Genomic DNA, 16288 nt, shown 5'->3' with positions numbered 1-16288 from the left:
CGCCTCGGGGGCTGCCCCAACTGCGCCGGCTGCGCGCCCAGCGGCTTCGCCGGACGCTGCCCGGCCGGCGAAGCCTGCCCGGACGTTGGCGGCGGCCGGGACCGTGCGCCCGCCCGAGCCCGCGTCGCCGCCGGCGCCCGCCGGTGCACGGCAGGGCAGCGCCGGCATCGACCCGGCCCTGCGCCGTCCCCGGATCCTGGTCGTCGACGACAGTCCCACGGTGCGCCAGCAACTCGGCATCGCCTTCACGCGGATGGGCTTCGTCTGCGAGATGGTGGCCACCGGCGCGCTCGCGCTGGACAGGCTGGCCACCGCCCGCTACGACCTGGTCATGGTCGACGTGATGATTCCCGACATGGACGGCTACCGGCTCACGCGCGAGATCCGCAAGGGCCATCGCGGCACGCCGGTCATCATCCTGAGCAGCCGCGGCTCGCCTTTCGATCACGCGCGCGGCTTGCTCGCCGGCTGCAAGGCCTACCTGGCCAAGCCGGTTCCGCTGCGCGAGCTCGAGGCGGCAATCCTGAAGACCTTGCGAAAGTCGGTCGCTGCCGGCGAACTCGATGAACTGCTGCGCAATGCGGCCGCGGCGCGGGTGGCGGTGGCGCGAGGCGCCGCGGCGCGGGTGGCCGCTCCGGCCGCGGCCCCCGGCAGACCCGCGCAAGCGGTCGCGCGACCCGCTGCGGCTTCCGCGCCGCAACCCGCCGACGCGCGGGCCTGACGCAGGAGTCGGTCGCCCGCGCGCCACCTCCGCCCACCGGGCCCGGCGTTCGCGAGGCCCGCCCGGCGCCTCGCGATTTGGCATACAGTTCGTTCCGTCCCCGGCGCGAAGGCCCCCGACGGCCCGCGTCGGCGCCTCGCGATCGACGAACGGACCGACAGCCGCGAACCGACAACGTGCCCGCCGAACAGACCCCCCGATTCCCTTCGTCGGACGCAGCCTTCTCGCCGGCCGGCGCCCTCGCGCAGGCCGGCCGCCAGGCCGCCGAGGCGACGGCGCCGGGCCGCTTCGGGGTCAGGCTGGCGGGCCTGCCCATCCTTTTCCCCGCCGGCGAGATGCTGGAATACCTGCCCGAAGTCACGGTCTGGCATATGCCGCTGGCGCCCCTGCGGGTGGCGGGCCTGATGCAGCTGCGCGGCCATCCTGTCCCCGTGTTCGACGCTGCCGCCGGGCAGGGCGACGAGCCACCGGCCCGGACGGCGGTTCTGGTCGTGGGTGACGCTGCTCGCGCCGCGGCGCTGGTCCTCGAGTCGGCGCCCATGGGCGTCGAGTTCGTCGACGGCAGCCAGGGCGCAGGCGACATGGGCGACACCGGCGGCCAGGGCGATATGGACGCGGGGCTGGATCGCGCGCTCGACGAACTCGCGGCATCGGTGCCCTTCCGTGCCGCGCTCGGCGTGCCCCTGCGAGACCGCTCCGGGCGGCGCTGGTGGCCGGTGTCGCTCGCGCAACTCTTCGAGTCGCTGGCCGGCGAGGCGCGCCATGGCTGAGGCGCGCAGCCAGTCCCGGCAGGTCCTGTCGGCTTCGCTGCCGTGGCGGCTGGCTGCGCTGCCGGCGATCGCGGCGATCGCGGCAGGCGCCGCGCTGTCCTGGCCGGCCGACGGTGCCCAGGCGGCCTTGGGGGCCGCGCGGCCGCTGCTGGTCCTGGCCTGCGTGCTGGCGGCCGCGGGGGCGCTGGCGGGCTTCCTCATCGGGCGCGGAATCCTGCGGCAAGCCGGCTCGGGGCGCGCCGACCCCGGCCAGGGCGGCAGGGGCGATCAGGGCGGCAGGGGCGAGCCGGTCGGCAGGACCGGGCCACCCGTGGGCCCGGCTTCCGACACGGCCGGCCCGCCGACCGAGGCGTCTCCCGGCAACGGCGAGGACCTGAACGATTCGGTGCTGGAGATCATGCAGGCGCTCGGGCAGATCGCGTCCACCAAGGACCTCGGCATCCGGGTGCGCGTCACCGACAACGTCACCGGCGCGATCGCCGAAGCGCTGAACCTGCTCACCGAAGAGACCGGCCGGGTGTTGCGCAAAGTGTCCGAAGTGGCACAGGAGGTTGCCCGGATCTCGGGCTCCGTGCGCGGCCAGTCCGACCTGGCCACCCGGGCGGCCGCGCGCGAGCAGCGCGAGGTGGCCCTGGCGGCGCGCGAGCTGGCCACCGCGGCCGGCGCGCTGCTGACGGTGGCCGGCCGGGCGCGGCAGGCCGACGCGGTGGCCGGCCGGGCGGTCCAGACCACGGCGGCCGCGGTGCGCATCGTGGGTGGCACCGTCGAGGGCATCACGCGCTCGCGCCAGCTGATCCACGAGACCGAGAAGCGGATCAAGCGGCTGGGCGAGCGCTCGCAGGAGATCGGGGAGGTCGTCGGCATCATCCAGGGGATCGCCGAGCGGACCGGCATCCTCGCGCTGAACGCGTCGATGCACGCTGCCGCGGCCGGCGAGGCGGGCCGCAACTTCGCGGTGGTGGCCGACGAGGTCAAGCGCCTGTCCGAGTCGGCGCGCGACAGCACCGCCCGGATCGGCCGGCTGGTGCACGCGATCCAGACCGAGACCAACGAGACGGTGCTCGCGATGAACCAGGCGATCACCCGGGTCGTCGAAATCAGCCGGCTGGCCGACGAGGCCGGCGAACAGATGCGCCTGACCCAGCAGGAAACCGAGGCGCTGGCCGACGACGTCCGGCAGATCGCCGCCACGTCCGACGAGCAGGCCGGCGTGAGCACCGGGCTGCAGGAGCGCGCGCGGGTCATCGAGGAGGCCAGCGCGGAGACGGCCCGGCAGCTCACCGCGCAGAACATCGAGACCCGGCGGTTGGTGGAGTGCGCGAGGCTGCTGGTCGACGAGGTCAGCGTGTTCCGCACGCCGCCGCGCACATGAGCCGGCCCGACGCCCGGTTGGAGGCGCTCGACGCCGCCGCGGTCGCGCTGCTCGAGCCGGTGGTGATCGGCGACGCGGACTGGCGCCGCGCTCTCGACGACGCGCTGGCGGCCTTCGGAACGGCGTCCACGCAGGCCGGGTTCGATGCGCTGGCCGAGTTGGCGGCGCGCCTTCGGCGCCGGGCGGCTGCTGCCGGCGGGGACGCGCCGGCCGCCGGGCGTGCGCCGGTCGATGGGGACGCCCTGGCCGACGGCGATGCGCTCGTCGCAGGCGATGCGCTGGCCGACGATGAGGCCTTGCGGGCCACCGTCGGCAACTGGGCGGCCGACCTGCTGGACCTGTGCGCCGGGCGCCTCGAATCCGGGCAGGCCCTGGCGCTTGCCGGCGACGATCCCGCGCTCGCCGGCCGGGTGGCCGAGGCGGCGCGCCGGCTTGCCGCGCTGCGCGGCGGCGAAGGCGGCGAAGGTGGCCAAGGCGGCGCGCGCGGATCCGCGGCGCAGGCCACGACCGGGACACCGACGGTGGTCGCCCGCGACGAGCTCGACATCCTGGCCGAGGAGTCGCTGGCCTTGCGCGACGAACTCGCGAGCGCCGACGATCCGCAGACTCGCCTGGCCGCCTTCGCCGACGGCCTGCTGCGCATCGCCGATGCGGCCGGCCTGCTGGGCCTGGACGCGACCTCGACGCTGATCGCGGCGCGCGGCGAGCAGCTCCAGCAGGCCGCCGACCCGCTCGGGCGGCCGCCGTTCGCGCCGCCTGCTGCCGAAGCCCTGGAGTCGCTGGCCGGCGACTTGCCCGAGGCGCTGGCCGAGCTGTTCCGCAAGGGCGCCGCGGCGCCGCAGGCGCTCCGGCTGCTGGCCGATCCGCGTTGGCCCGCGCCGCTCGAGTCTTCCGCGATCGAGGCAGTGGCGGCGGAGTTCGGGGGGTTGCGTCAGGTGGCCTCGCGCCAGGTCCAGGCGGCCGAACCCACGCTCGACGAACGCGACCTGTCGCTGGCGATCCCTCCGGACGCCGATCCCTCGGTCGTCGACAGCCTGCTGCACGAGTTGCCGGCCCTCTCCGCCCAGCTCGGCGAGCGGATCGCGGCCTTCGAGGCCGGCGACCCCGAGGCCCTGGTCGCCGCGCAGCGTCTCGCGCACACGCTGAAGGGCTCGGCCAACACGGTCGGCGTGCGCGGCATCGCCGCGATCACCCATCGCCTCGAGGACCTGCTGCAGTTGCTCTCCGCCCGTCGAGAGGCCCTGCCCGCCGACCTGCATGCGCTGCTGGGCGACGCGGCGGACTGCGTGGCCGAGATGTGCGAGGCGGTGGCCGGTTTCGGCCCGGCGCCGTCGGCCGCCGCGGCGGTGCACGGCCGCATCGTCGACTGGATCGGGCGCCTGTTGGGAAGCGAGGCGGAACCGGCGCCGGCGACCGGCGGCGTGGCCGGGCCCGCGACGCAGGCGCGGCCCGAGGCGGTCATGGAGGCGCCCCGGGAGGCGCCGGAAGCCGGACAGCCGGCCGAGCCCGCCAGCCCGCGAGGCACCGAGCCCGAGATCCGGGTGCCGGCCTCGCTGGTCGCGCGCTTGCTGTCGCTGGTCGACGAGGCCGCGATCCTGGTCGCGCATGCCCGCGAGCAGACGGTCGAACTGGAGCGCTCGCGCGGCACCCTGAGGCTGGGCGGCGATCAGCTGCAGGACCTGGCGAGCGAGCTCGAGCGGCTGGTGGACATCCGCGGGCTCGCGCTCAGCGAGCATCGCTCCCGGCAGAACCTGGACCCGCTGGAGCTCGACGAGTACAACGACCTGCACACGGTGTCGCGGCGCATCGCCGAATCGGGCGCCGACGGCAAACTGGTGGAGCAGCAACTCGGCGCCAACCTGGGCGCCTTGCGCGATTCGCTGGCCCGGCTCGAGCGCCTGCAGGCCGAGCTGCGCGACTGCGCGCTGCAGACCCGGATGGCGGCCTTCGGCTCGATCGCCTCGCGGCTGCACCGCACGGTCAGGCAGGCGGCCCGGATGGCGGGCCGCGAGGCGGAACTGAGGATCGAGGGCGAGGACACGCTGATCGAGGCCGGCATGCTCTCCACGCTGGTCGATGCGCTGGCCCATCTGCTGCGCAACGCGGTCGACCACGGCATCGAGGCGCCCGAGCGGCGCCGCGCGGCCGGCAAGCCGGCGGCCGGGGAGATCCGCCTCACGGTCCGGCGCGACGGCGCCTCGCTGCAGCTGGTCTGCGAAGACGACGGCCAGGGGCTGGACCTGGGCGCGATCCGCGAACGCGCGCTGGCCTCGGGTCTGCTGGCCGCGGACTCACCCGCCGATCCGGGGGCCCTGCGCGCGCTGATCATGGCGGCGGGCTTCTCGACCCGGGAGCGCGCCTCGCAGCTGTCGGGCCGCGGCATCGGCCTGGACGTGGTGCGCCAGTCGATCGAGGGTCTGCGCGGCCGGATCGCCATCGATTCGGCGCCGGGGCAGGGCACGCGCTTCACGCTCACGGTGCCGCTCGGCCTCGCCTCGCTTCCGGTGATGATGCTGCGCGCGCCGGGGCGGCCGCTGGCGATCGCGCTGTCGGTGCGCGGCATCGATCGCATCGTGCCGGCGCCGGCCGGGGCAGGCGACTCGATCCGCGTCGACGGCGCCCGCTGGCGGGCCTCGCCGATCGAGGCGGTCCTGGGCCTGCCCGAGGATGCCTTCGCCGGCGACGACGCGCCGGTCGCCGACGCCGCCGCGGCGCCGCGCTCGGCCCTGCTGATGCGCCTGCCCGATGGCCGGCGGGCGGCGCTGCTGGTGCCCGAGCCCGAGGCGCCGCGCAGCGTGGTCGTGCGGCCGATGCCCGCGCACCTGCCGCGGGTGCCCGGCATCGACGGCGTGGCGGTGCTCGGCGACGGCGCCGTCGCGCCGGTGCTCGACCCGATCGCGCTGCTGGCCGCCCACGCCGATGGCAGCCTGCGCGCGCGGGCGGCTGCCCCGGTCTCCCGCGCGCCGGCCTCGCGCACCGCGCCGCTGTGCCTGGTCGTCGATGATTCGGTCAGCGTTCGCCGGACCACCGAGATCTTCGTGCGCGACCTCGGTTTCGAGGTCGACGGCGCGGCCGATGGCATCGAGGCGCTCGAGCGGGTGCGCCGCCGGGTGCCCGACCTGGCGCTGGTCGACATGGAGATGCCCCGGATGAACGGCCTCGAGTTCGTCCGCGCCCTGCGGTCCGACCCCCGCAGCGAGAACGTGGCGGTGATCATGATCACTTCGCGATATTCGGAACGTCACAAGACCCTCGCGCTGGAGGCGGGCGTCGACGTCTTCCTGACCAAGCCCTACACCGAAGACGCGCTCGCCACGCAGATCCTCGCCTGCCTGGAGCGGCGACCGGCGCACGCGCCACCCGCTGCGCCTGTTCCCGGCCGCACCTGATCCGGCCGTCGCGCCATTCCGCGGACTGCGCGGATGGGATAGCATCGGTCGTGATCGGACACGAACTGGCGAGGTGACACCATGCAGGTCAGCGAGGTTCTTCGAGTCAAGGGCAACACGCTGTTCACCGTCACGCCCGACACGATGCTGTCCGATTGCGTGGTCACGATGGCCGAGCACGACATCGGCTCGCTGGTGGTCATGGAGCGCGGCAAGCTTGCCGGCATGCTCACCTTCCGCGAGGTGCTGCGCGTGCTGGCCAAGCGCCAGCTCGAGCATCGATCGGGGCCCACGCCGCCGGTGGCCGAGATCGTCGTTCGCGACGTCATGAACCCCGAGCCGCAGGTCGCCGCGCCCGCCATGGAGGTCAACGAGCTGCGCCGGCTGATGCTCGAGCACCACCAGCGCTACATGCCGGTCATGGACGACGAAACCCTGCTCGGCGTGATCTCCTTTCACGACGTGGCCAAGGCGGTGCTCGAAGAGCAGGGTTTCGAGAACCGGATGCTGAAGGCCTACATCCGTGACTGGCCCGCCGAGGGGTGAGCGGCGCGCAGCGCCGATTCGATAGAATCCGGCCATGCGCATCCTGATCAGCAACGACGACGGCTATTTTTCTCCCGGCATCGAGGCGCTCGCCGCGGTCGCGCGGGAGTTCGGCGAGGTGACCGTCATCGCCCCGGAACGGGATCGCAGCGGCGCCTCCAATTCGCTCACGCTCGACCGGCCGCTGTCGGTCAGGGCGGCGGCCAACGGATTCCTCTACGTGAACGGCACGCCGACCGACTGCGTGCACGTGGCGGTCACCGGCCTGCTCGAGCACAAGCCCGACCTGGTCCTGTCGGGCATCAACGACGGCGCCAACATGGGCGACGACACGATCTATTCCGGCACGGTGGCGGCCGCCACCGAGGGCTACCTGCTCGGCGTGCCGGCGATCGCCTTCTCGAGCGCGAGGAAGGGCTACGGCCACCTCGACGTCGCCGCGAAGGTGGCGCGCGAGGTGATTGCCCGCTGGGTGCGCAGGCCGCTGCCCGGCACGCTGCTCAACGTCAACATCCCTTCCTGCCCGGCCGAGGCCCTGCAGGGCACCCGCGTGACCCGGCTGGGCAAGCGCCACCTGGCCGAGCCGGTGATCCGCGAGCGCAGTCCGCGCGGCGACACCATCTGGTGGATCGGTCCGGCGGGCGGCGCGCGCGAGGCGGGGCCCGGCACCGATTTTCACGCGATCGAGAACAACTGGGTCTCGATCACCCCGCTGGACATCGACCTGACCGGCGTGAAGCAGTTGCCCGAAGTCGAGCGCTGGCTCGACACCCCGGCATCGTGAGCCTGAAAGTCCGACCCGCCAGATTCCGCCACCCGGGCAACCCGTTTCCTTTCGACCGATGACGCGCAGACCGCCGTGGATGGCTTCGCTGCCGCCGGCCCTGAGCGGCGGCAAGCCCGCTCAGCGCAGCGGCTCGCCCACGCCTGCCCGCGCAGCGAGCGCGCCGCCGCTGCCGCCCAGCGGGCTCGGACTGGCCTCCGACCGGGCGCGCGCGAACATGGTCGACGGCCTGTCGCGCACCGGGGTGCGCGACCCGCAGGTGCTCGATGCGCTGATGCAGGTGCCGCGCCACCAGTTCGTCGAGCCGGCGCTGGCCAGCCGCGCCTACGAGGACGTGGCGCTGCCCATCGGCCATGGCCAGACGATCTCGAAGCCCAGCACCGTGGCGCGCATGATCGAGCTGGCCGCGGCGCATCTTCCGCGGGCCCGCCGGCCGGCGGCGCGGGCGCTCGAGGTCGGCACCGGCTGCGGCTACCAGGCCGCGGTCATGGCCCGCGTCTTCGGCCAGGTGGTGTCGATCGAGCGGGTGCGCGGCCTTCACGAGCAGGCCCGCGCCAATCTTCGCAGCCTGCGCCTGTCCAACCTGCGGCTGGCCTTCGGCGACGGCCACCAGGGCGTGGCGCAAGGCGCGCCCTACGACGCGATCGTCGTCGCCGCGGCCGGCGATGCGGTGCCCGAGCCGCTGCTCGAGCAGATGCGGGTGGGCGCGCGGCTGGTGGCGCCGGTCGCCAGCGGCGGCCGTCAGGCGCTGCACCTGGTCGAGCGGGTGTCGGCGGGAGAATGGCAGCTCACGGTTCTCGATGCGGTACGATTCGTCCCGTTGCGCACCGGCACGACCTGAGGCGGTCCGGGGTTTCCTGGTTCCGCTGCCGTTGGTGTTTCTCCTCCGTCAACCGAGTGCGCCGCTCGCGGCGCGTCACAGTCATGACGAAAATTCATGAGGGCGTCGGCGTCCGCATCGCGCACCCGCCGAGCCTGCTCCGAAGCTCTACCGCGGCGAACTCCCCGCGCCTGCTGATGCGCGGCACGATCATCGCCGTGCTCGCGGCCGCGGTGCTCGCAGGCTGCACCAGCCCCCACCCCGCGCCCATCGTACGCCGCGAGCCGGTCTCGCCGGCCAAGAGCTCGGTGCCGCCGCCAGTCGCGCCTCCGGTCGCCCCCGCCCCCTCGGCCGAGGCGCCCCCGCCGGCCGACGGCCCGATCGTCACCCCGGTGCCGACGGTGCCGGTGCCGTCCGCCTCGGCCGAGAGCCGGCCCCTGCCGGGCGCGCCGGGCGCGCCGGGCAGCGTGGCGCGGCCCTTGTCGCCGACGGCGCCGGTGATCGCCGGCGGCCCGATCCGCACCGAGCCCAGCGCGGCCAAGCGGCCGTACTCCGACGCCTTGCTCGCGAAGCTGAAGCAGGCGCAGCCGCCCGCGGGCGAGCCGGGCGCGTCGCGGCCGGACACCCCCCAGCCCATCAAGCCGCAGCCGCTCGAGCCCGATGCCGGCAAGACGGTGTCCTCGGCCGGCGCGCCGTCCGCGCGCGGGTTCATCTGGCCGGCCTCGGGCCCGGTGCTGCAGGGCTTCGCCGAACCGCGCAGCATGGGCGTGTCGATCGGCGGCAAGCCGGGCGACCCGGTGGTGGCGGCTGCCGATGGCCGCGTGATCTTCAGCGGGCCGGGACCGCGCGGCTATGGCAACCTGCTGATCGTGAAGCACGACAACGACACGCTGTCGGTCTACGCGCACAACCGCGCGCTGCTGGTCAAGGAAGGCGCCAACGTCAAGCGCGGGCAGCGGATCGCCGAGCTGGGCGACTCGGGGGCCGACCGGCCCAAGCTGCATTTCGAGATCCGCAAGCAGGGCAAGCCGGTCGACCCGTCCGACTACCTGCCGGCGCGCTGAAGTGACCCCGACCCTCGTCTTCGACATCGAGACGATCCCCGACGCGCAGGGCCTGCGCAGCGCCTGGGGCATCGATCCTGCACTGCCCGACGATGAAGTCGTCGAGCTCGCGTTCGCGCGCCAGCTCGAGAAGACCGACGGGCGCAGCGACTTCCTGCCGCACCATCTGCACAAGGTGGTGGCGATCGCCTGCCTGATGCACGACGCGCGCGGCTTCCACGTGAAGTGCCTGGGCACGCCCGAGGACAGCGAAGGCAAGCTGGTGCAGCAGTTCTTCGGCTTGATCGACCGCTTCACGCCGCAGCTGGTCAGCTGGAACGGCGGTGGCTTCGACCTGCAGGTGCTCCACTATCGCGGGCTGATCCACGGCGTGCAGGCGCCGCGCTACTGGGAGAGCGGCGACGAGGACCGCGACTTCAAGTGGAACAACTACCTGAGCCGCTACCACACGCGGCACCTGGACCTGATGGACCAGCTCGCGCTGTTCACGCCGCGCGCCAACGCGCCGCTCGACGAGCTCGCCAGGCTGTGCGGCTTCCCCGGCAAGATGGGGATGGACGGCTCGCAGGTCTGGCCCGCCTTCCGCGAGGGCCGGATCGGCGAGATCCGCGACTACTGCGAGACCGACGTGGCCAACACCTGGCTGGTGTTCGCCCGTTTCCAGCTCATGCGGGGCCTGTTCACGCCCGATCGCTACGCCGCCGAAGTGGCCGCGCTGCGCAGGACGCTCGCTGCGCTGGCCGACGGCGGCGCCGCGCACTGGCGCGAGTTCCTCGACGCCTGGCCGCAATCCTGAGCACGAGGTGAGCCCGCAGTGAGCACCCTGCCCGAGATCCGCGGCGCGATCGGCGAGCCGATCGTGCTCGACATCGAGTCGCTCGACCTGGAAGCCAACGGCATCGCCCATCACGAGGGCAAGGTCGTGTTCGTGCGCGGTGCGCTGCCCGGCGAGCGGGTGCGCGCGGTGCTCGTGCGCCGCAAGCCCCGCTTCGACGTGGCCCAGGCCTTCGAGATCCTGCGCGAGTCGCACGCGCGGGTGACGCCGCGCTGCCCGCACTTCGGCGTGTGCGGCGGCTGCTCGATGCAGCACCTGGAACCGCGCGCCCAGCTCGCGATCAAGCAGCGGGCCCTCGAGGACCAGCTCTGGCACATCGGCAAGGTCAGGCCCCAGACCGTGCTGCGCGCGATCGCCGGGCCGTCCTGGGGCTATCGCTACCGGGCGCGGCTGTCGGTGCGCAACGTCGTCAAGAAGGGCGGCGTGCTGGTCGGCTTCCACGAGAAGGGCTCGAGCTACGTGGCCGACATGCGCGAGTGCCATGTGCTGCCGGCACGGATGTCCGCCCTGCTGATGCCCTTGCGCGAACTGGTCGCGTCGCTGAGCCTGCGCGACCGGCTGCCGCAGATCGAGCTGGCGATCGGCGAGTCGGCCATCGAGCGCGATGCCGCGCCCGGCGGTGCCGGTCCTGCCGACCGGGGAGAGCTGCTGATCGCGCTGGTGCTGCGTGTGCTCGAGCCGCCCACCGAAGAGGACCGGGCCAGGCTGCTCGCCTTCGCCGCGCGCGAGCGCGTCGAGTTCTGGCTGCAGCCCAAGGGACCGGACTCGATCCGCCTGATGTGCACGCGCGACGGCGCGTCGGCCGCCAGCGACGCGGCCTCGCAACTCGGCTATCGGCTGGCCGAGTTCGGCGTCGACATGCCCTACCGGCCCACCGACTTCACGCAGGTCAATCACCGCATCAACGAGGTGCTGGTGTCGCGGGCGCTGCGCCTGCTCGGGCCGCAGCCCGACGAGCGGATCGCCGACCTGTTCTGCGGCCTGGGCAACTTCACCTTGCCGCTCGCCACGCTGGCGCGCGCGGTGGTGGGCATCGAGGGCAGCCCGGTGCTCACGCAGCGCGCGCAGGAGAACGCCGCGTTCAACGGGCTGGCGGCGCGCGCGAGTTTCCGGACCGCCAACCTGTTCGAGCTCACGCCCCAGGCCTGGGCGGAACTGGGGCGCTTCGACCGCGTGCTGATCGACCCGCCGCGCGAAGGCGCGCTCGAAGCGGCCAAGGTGCTGTCGGCCGATCCGGTCAAGCCGCGCCGGATCGTCTACGTGTCGTGCAATCCGGCCACGCTGGCGCGCGATGCGGCGGTCCTGGTGCACCAGGGGGGCTTCGCTCTGAAGGCTGCCGGCGCGGTCAACATGTTCCCGCAGACCTCGCACGTCGAGTCGATCGCGGTGTTCGAGCCGGCGGATGGAGCGGGCGAGGACGTGGCCGTTCGACTTGCGACCGGCTGACCCCGAGAAGCTCGCGCGCGTCCGCCTCGCGCCCTTCGGCAGGCGAGCCCACATCGCCGAGCGCGACCCGGTCCTTGGCGTACAGGCGCCCTTGCGCGAGATGGCGCTCGCCGCCCGGGCCTCGTGGATGCCGCGACCGGGCGGCCCCGGACGTCGACGATGCAGTCATGCGGCACGCCGGCCCGCGCATGGAGCGAGCGCTCGGTGGCGCGCCGGCGTGGCGCAGCGGACCGCCGGCAGTCTCGACGAGGCGCAGCAGGTCTGCGGGGAGCGGATGCTGCGCCGAGACCGCTGCGCGACCCTCACGCACGCGGACGGGCCGGGGGAAGGGGGAAGGGCAAAAAGAAGGCCGCCCGAAGGCGGCCCGTCAATGCCGTGAACGCCCCGAAGGGCGCCCGCGGCGCCGGTCAATCGTCGTTGCCGCCGAAGATGCCCAGCATCATCAGCAGGTTGCTGAACACGTTGTAGACGCTCAGGTAGATCGAGAGCGTGGCGGTCACGTAGTTGGTCTCGCCGCCCTGCACGATCCGCTGCAGGTCCACCAGGATGAAGGCCGAGAAGATCAGGATGGCCAGGGCGGACACCGTCAGCGTGAGCGCCGGCATCTGCAGCCAGATGTTGGCGATGGCCGCGAAGAAGATCACCAGGAAGCCCATGAACAGCCACTTGCCCATGCCGGTGAAATCGCGCTTGGACACGGTGGCGACCGTGGCCATCACCGCGAACACGCCGGCGGTGCCGCCGAAGGCGGTCATGATCAGGCTGGCGCCATTGGACATGCCCAGCACCGCGCCGATCAGGCGCGAGAGCATCAGGCCCATGAAGAAGGTGAAGCCCAGCAGCAGGGCGACGCCCACGCCGCTGTTCTTGAACTTGTCGATGGCGAAGAAGAAGCCGAAGGCCACGCCCAGGAAGACCATCAGCCCGATGAACGGGCTTCCGGCGAAGAAGCTGAAGCCGGTCTGGACACCGATGTACGCGCCCAGCACGGTCGGAATCATCGACAGTGCGAGCAGCCAGTAGGTGTTGCGCAGGACGCGGTTGCGCGTGGCGGCGCCCAGTGCGCCGGTCGCGCCGCCGAAACCCGGCTCACGCAGTTGGTTTTGCTCGTATGCCATCAGGTGGTTCTCCTCGTGAGAAAAAAGACCGGGTCGAGCGTGTGTCGGGCCGAATGGCCCGGCCTTTCACGCATGTCGCGAATCCTGGGTCAAGGCGCCGGCGCCGGCAGCGATTCCCCGGCGGCGCCGAGGCTCGGGCCATGGAAAGCCCCGATGCGTATGTTAGACTCAACGATTGCGCAGATTCGTGAAAATGTGGTCTAAACGACTCATTTTCAAGACTTTTTCAAAGCGTCTTCTTTCCAAACACTCTCCCGGAAGATACCTGGAACAGCCATGGCCGTCGAACGTACCCTCTCGATCATCAAGCCCGATGCCGTCGCCAAGAACGTGATCGGACAGGTCTACTCGCGCTTCGAAGGCGCCGGCCTGAAGGTCATCGCAGCCCGCATGATGCACCTGTCGCGCGGCGAGGCCGAGGCCTTCTACGCGGTCCACAAGGCGCGCCCCTTCTTCAAGGACCTGGTGGACTTCATGGTGTCGGGCCCGGTCATGGTCCAGGTGCTGGAAGGCGAAGGGGCCATCCTGAAGAACCGCGACCTGATGGGCGCCACCGATCCGAAGAAGGCCGCGCCGGGCACGATCCGCGCCGATTTCGCCGACAGCATCGACGCCAACGCGGTGCATGGCTCCGACGCCGCCGAGACCGCCGCGGTCGAGATCGCGTTCTTCTTCCCGGCCATGAACATCTACTCGCGCTGAACCGCGAGTCGGCAAGACTTTTCGCCATCGGAATGCCCGGTCAGCCTGCCAGCGGCGATGCGGCCGCCCCTTCGCACGAGGGACGCCGCGTGAACCTGCTCGGCCTCGACGCCGACGGGCTGGCGCGCCTGTGCGCGCAGTGGGGGCAGAAGCCGTTTCGCGCCCGCCAGCTGATGCGCTGGCTGCACCAGCGCGGCCAGGCCGATTTCGATGCGATGACCGATCTCGCCCGCGAGTTCCGCGAACTGCTGCGCGAGCGCGCGGTCGTCGAGGCGCCCGCGGTCATCAGCGACCACGTGTCGGCCGACGGCACGCGCAAGTGGCTGCTCGACGTCGGTGGCGGCAACGCGGTCGAGACGGTGTTCATCCCCGAGACCGATCGCGGCACGCTGTGCGTGTCGACCCAGGCCGGCTGCGCGGTGAACTGCGTGTTCTGCTCCACCGGCAAGCAGGGCTTCTCGCGCAATCTCGACACGCACGAGATCGTCGCGCAACTCTGGCACGCCAACCGTGCGCTGGGCGCCTACGCCCGCGAGAAGGGCGTGGCCGAGGACCGCGTCATCAGCAACGTGGTCTTCATGGGCATGGGCGAGCCGCTGCAGAACTACGCGGCCACCCTGACCGCGCTGCGCATCATGCTCGACGACAACGCCTACGGCCTGTCCAGGCGGCGCGTCACCGTGTCCACCTCGGGCGTGGTCCCGATGATCGACCGGCTGCGCGAGGATTGCCCGGTGGCGCTCGCGGTGTCGCTGCACGCGCCGAACGACGTGCTGCGCGACGAGCTGGTGCCGCTCAATCGCAAGTACCCGCTGGCCGAGCTGATGGCGGCCTGCAGCCGCTACCTCGAAAGCGCGCCGCGCGACTTCATCACCTTCGAGTACGTGATGCTCGACGGCGTCAACGATTCCGACCGTCATGCCGAGGAACTCGTGGAACTGGTCCGCACGGTGCCCTGCAAGTTCAACCTGATTCCCTTCAATCCCTTCCCGGGGTCGGGGCTGCGCAAGTCGCGCCCCGAGCGGATCAAGGCCTTCGCGCAACGGCTGGTCGACGCCGGCATCGTGACCACGGTCCGGCGCACCCGCGGCGACGACATCGACGCTGCCTGCGGGCAGCTGGCGGGCGAGGTCCAGGACCGCACCCGGTTGCGCGAGCGGATGGGCGCGCGCGGGCGCAAGGTCATCGCCGTGTCGGAGGCTCGATGAGGCGCGCGGCCATTGCAGCCTCGGCACTGGCCCTGCTGGCGGCGCTGGCTGGCTGCGCCGTCGACGGACAGAACGGCGCGGTGCCAGGCAGCGAGCCGGGCAGCGGCCCGGTGGGGGTGGTCCCGGGCTCGGGCGAGGAGTCCGATGCGCGGCGTCGCGCGCGCATCCGCGTGGAGCTGGCCGCCGGCTACTACCAGCAGCGCAACCTGCAGGTCGCGCTCGACGAGCTCGGCCAGGCGCTGCGCGCTGATCCCGAGTACCCGGCCGCCTATGGCATGCTGGGCCTGGTCTACATGGATCTCGGCGACCGGGCGCGCGCCGACGAGAGCTTCCAGCGCGGCCTCAGGCTCGCGCCCAACGACGCCGAGCTGAACAACAACTACGGCTGGTTCCTCTGCAACACCGGACGCGAGCGCGAGGCCCTCGGGCACTTCGAGCAGGCGCTGCGCGACCCGCTCTACCGGACGCCCACGGTGCCGCTTCACAACGCGGGCATCTGCTCGCTGCGTCTCGGCGAGCAGATGGCGGCCGAGTCCTACTTCCAGAGAGCCTTCCAGGTCGACGCGTCGAATCCGGTCGCGATGTTCAACCTGGGGCAGATATTCCTGAAGCGCGGCGAGCTCGAGCGCGCGCGCTTCCACGCGCAGCGTCTGGTCACGATGTTCGAGCCGTCGGCGCAGACCCTGTGGCTGGCGCTCAAGGTCGAGCGGGGGCTCGGCAATCGCGACGCCGAGGCCAGCCTGGGCTCGCAATTGAGGCGCCGATTCCCCGAGTCCGCGGAGGCCAGGCTGCTCGCCGCAGGGAGATACAGTGACTGAGCAGATCGACAGCAAGCCGGGTGAAATCGACAGCCCCGGCGCGTCCGCGCTTTCGCGTCCTTCGGCGGCGTCGACCGTCGAGCAGCTGGTGACCGCACGCCAGGCGGCCGGGCTGGGCGCCTCCGACATCGCCTCGCGCCTGGGCATGGCCACGCGCCAGATCGAAGCGCTGGAGCGCGGCGACTGGAAATCGCTGCCCGGCCAGGCCTTCGTGCGCGCCGCATTGCGCTCCTACGGCAAGACCCTGGGCATCGATGTCGAGCCCCTGCTTGCCTCGATCGGCGGACAGGTCAGTGCCCCCGAGCTGAAGGCCTCGGCCTCGCTCGAGTCGCCCATGCCGCGTGGCGGCGGATTCGGCTTCGGCTCCGGCGGCTCCAGCAGCCGCCTGGCGTGGATCGTTCTCGGCGTCGCGGCCGTGATCGCGATCGTCTTCTATTTCGGTCCGGCCTTCGAGCTCGGGCAGCGGTCGGGCGATGGCGAGATCGCGCTCGCGCCGCCCCCGGCGACCTCGGCCGGGCAGGATGGCGATGCGTCGCCCGCCGGCAGCCAGGGGGCTCCGGCAAGCGGCGCGCCCCTTGCCGCGGGCTCGCCTGGCGGCGCTGCCGCGGGCGCACCTTCGCCTGCCGCTGCGCCGGGCCCCGCGCCCTCGCTGGCGCCGCTCACTCCGCTTGCGCCACTTGCGCCGGCTGGTTCCG

15 protein-coding genes are annotated in these 16288 nt (G+C 72.6%); 14 read left to right on the top strand and 1 reads right to left on the bottom strand.

Annotated elements, in window-relative coordinates; genetic code table 11:
• Positions 1 to 85 precede the first annotated feature (85 nt).
• From FHP08_RS18285 to rlmD, 10 genes are all read left to right on the top strand, one after another.
• Entirely contained in the window at positions 86 to 721 is a 636-nt protein-coding gene (locus tag FHP08_RS18285; protein WP_147705949.1) for a response regulator transcription factor, read from the top strand.
• A gap of 176 nt (positions 722 to 897) precedes the next feature.
• Positions 898 to 1491, top strand: coding sequence for a hypothetical protein (locus FHP08_RS18280; RefSeq protein ID WP_147705948.1), 594 nt, complete (start codon positions 898 to 900; stop codon positions 1489 to 1491).
• Complete coding sequence (locus FHP08_RS18275) at positions 1484 to 2863, top strand: methyl-accepting chemotaxis protein (protein ID WP_147705947.1); 1380 nt, start codon at positions 1484 to 1486, stop codon at positions 2861 to 2863. Before FHP08_RS18280 ends, FHP08_RS18275 begins: the two co-directional genes overlap by 8 nt.
• Positions 2860 to 6252: a hybrid sensor histidine kinase/response regulator gene (locus FHP08_RS18270; RefSeq protein ID WP_147705946.1), complete on the top strand. Its 3393-nt coding sequence runs from the start codon at positions 2860 to 2862 to the stop codon at positions 6250 to 6252. Before FHP08_RS18275 ends, FHP08_RS18270 begins: the two co-directional genes overlap by 4 nt.
• 81 nt (positions 6253 to 6333) lie before the next feature.
• A complete protein-coding gene (locus FHP08_RS18265) occupies positions 6334 to 6798 on the top strand; it encodes a CBS domain-containing protein (RefSeq protein ID WP_147705945.1) in 465 nt (154 codons plus the stop codon).
• A 34-nt stretch (positions 6799 to 6832) separates the two neighbouring features.
• Positions 6833 to 7582, top strand: a complete 750-nt coding sequence (gene surE / locus FHP08_RS18260; RefSeq protein ID WP_147705944.1) for a 5'/3'-nucleotidase SurE — start codon at positions 6833 to 6835, stop codon at positions 7580 to 7582.
• A 79-nt stretch (positions 7583 to 7661) separates the two neighbouring features.
• Entirely contained in the window at positions 7662 to 8423 is a 762-nt protein-coding gene (locus tag FHP08_RS18255) for a protein-L-isoaspartate(D-aspartate) O-methyltransferase (RefSeq protein WP_225879201.1), read from the top strand.
• Between the two features lie 83 nt (positions 8424 to 8506).
• Positions 8507 to 9466 (top strand): murein hydrolase activator EnvC family protein, encoded by a 960-nt coding sequence (locus FHP08_RS18530; RefSeq protein WP_225879200.1) that lies wholly within the window; start codon positions 8507 to 8509, stop codon positions 9464 to 9466.
• Position 9467: 1 nt separating this feature from the next.
• Positions 9468 to 10262, top strand: a complete 795-nt coding sequence (locus FHP08_RS18245) for a 3'-5' exonuclease (protein WP_147705942.1) — start codon at positions 9468 to 9470, stop codon at positions 10260 to 10262.
• An 18-nt stretch (positions 10263 to 10280) separates the two neighbouring features.
• Positions 10281 to 11747: a 23S rRNA (uracil(1939)-C(5))-methyltransferase RlmD gene (rlmD, locus tag FHP08_RS18240; RefSeq protein ID WP_225879199.1), complete on the top strand. Its 1467-nt coding sequence runs from the start codon at positions 10281 to 10283 to the stop codon at positions 11745 to 11747.
• Between the two features lie 407 nt (positions 11748 to 12154).
• Here the strand turns inward: rlmD and FHP08_RS18235 are convergent, their stop codons facing one another.
• A complete protein-coding gene (locus tag FHP08_RS18235) occupies positions 12155 to 12865 on the bottom strand; it encodes a Bax inhibitor-1/YccA family protein (protein ID WP_147705941.1) in 711 nt (236 codons plus the stop codon).
• Between the two features lie 276 nt (positions 12866 to 13141).
• Between FHP08_RS18235 and ndk the strand changes: the two genes are divergently transcribed.
• From ndk to FHP08_RS18215, 4 genes are all read left to right on the top strand, one after another.
• On the top strand, positions 13142 to 13567 hold the full coding sequence (gene ndk, locus FHP08_RS18230) for a nucleoside-diphosphate kinase (RefSeq protein WP_147705940.1): 426 nt from the start codon (positions 13142 to 13144) through the stop codon (positions 13565 to 13567).
• A gap of 32 nt (positions 13568 to 13599) precedes the next feature.
• Positions 13600 to 14775 (top strand): 23S rRNA (adenine(2503)-C(2))-methyltransferase RlmN, encoded by a 1176-nt coding sequence (rlmN, locus tag FHP08_RS18225; protein ID WP_147705939.1) that lies wholly within the window; start codon positions 13600 to 13602, stop codon positions 14773 to 14775.
• Positions 14772 to 15593 carry a type IV pilus biogenesis/stability protein PilW gene (pilW, locus tag FHP08_RS18220; RefSeq protein ID WP_147705938.1) on the top strand — a complete coding sequence of 274 codons (822 nt, stop codon included), beginning with the start codon at positions 14772 to 14774 and terminating at the stop codon, positions 15591 to 15593. Before rlmN ends, pilW begins: the two co-directional genes overlap by 4 nt.
• The coding region (locus FHP08_RS18215; protein ID WP_187272363.1) for a helix-turn-helix domain-containing protein at positions 15586 to 16288 on the top strand (703 nt) is incomplete at its 3' end. The genes pilW and FHP08_RS18215, both read left to right, overlap by 8 nt.

The organism is Zeimonas arvi (assembly GCF_008039575.1).
GTDB classification, from domain to species: Bacteria; Pseudomonadota; Gammaproteobacteria; order Burkholderiales; family Burkholderiaceae_E; genus Zeimonas; species Zeimonas arvi.
Note: the sequence above shows the minus strand (reverse complement) of the source record. Positions and strands in the feature narration are given on the sequence as shown.

Excerpts from the sequence above, each read along its gene's own strand:
- FHP08_RS18275 (WP_147705947.1), top strand. The coding sequence starts at position 1,484 with ATGGCTGAGGCGCGCAGCCAGTCCCGGCAGGTCCTGTCGGCTTCGCTG.
- FHP08_RS18270 (WP_147705946.1), top strand. The coding sequence starts at position 2,860 with ATGAGCCGGCCCGACGCCCGGTTGGAGGCGCTCGACGCCGCCGCGGTC.
- FHP08_RS18265 (WP_147705945.1), top strand. The coding sequence starts at position 6,334 with ATGCAGGTCAGCGAGGTTCTTCGAGTCAAGGGCAACACGCTGTTCACC.
- surE (WP_147705944.1), top strand. The coding sequence starts at position 6,833 with ATGCGCATCCTGATCAGCAACGACGACGGCTATTTTTCTCCCGGCATC.
- FHP08_RS18255 (WP_225879201.1), top strand. The coding sequence starts at position 7,662 with ATGGCTTCGCTGCCGCCGGCCCTGAGCGGCGGCAAGCCCGCTCAGCGC.
- FHP08_RS18530 (WP_225879200.1), top strand. The coding sequence starts at position 8,507 with ATGACGAAAATTCATGAGGGCGTCGGCGTCCGCATCGCGCACCCGCCG.
- FHP08_RS18235 (WP_147705941.1), bottom strand. The coding sequence starts at position 12,865 with ATGGCATACGAGCAAAACCAACTGCGTGAGCCGGGTTTCGGCGGCGCG.
- ndk (WP_147705940.1), top strand. The coding sequence starts at position 13,142 with ATGGCCGTCGAACGTACCCTCTCGATCATCAAGCCCGATGCCGTCGCC.
- rlmN (WP_147705939.1), top strand. The coding sequence starts at position 13,600 with ATGCCCGGTCAGCCTGCCAGCGGCGATGCGGCCGCCCCTTCGCACGAG.
- pilW (WP_147705938.1), top strand. The coding sequence starts at position 14,772 with ATGAGGCGCGCGGCCATTGCAGCCTCGGCACTGGCCCTGCTGGCGGCG.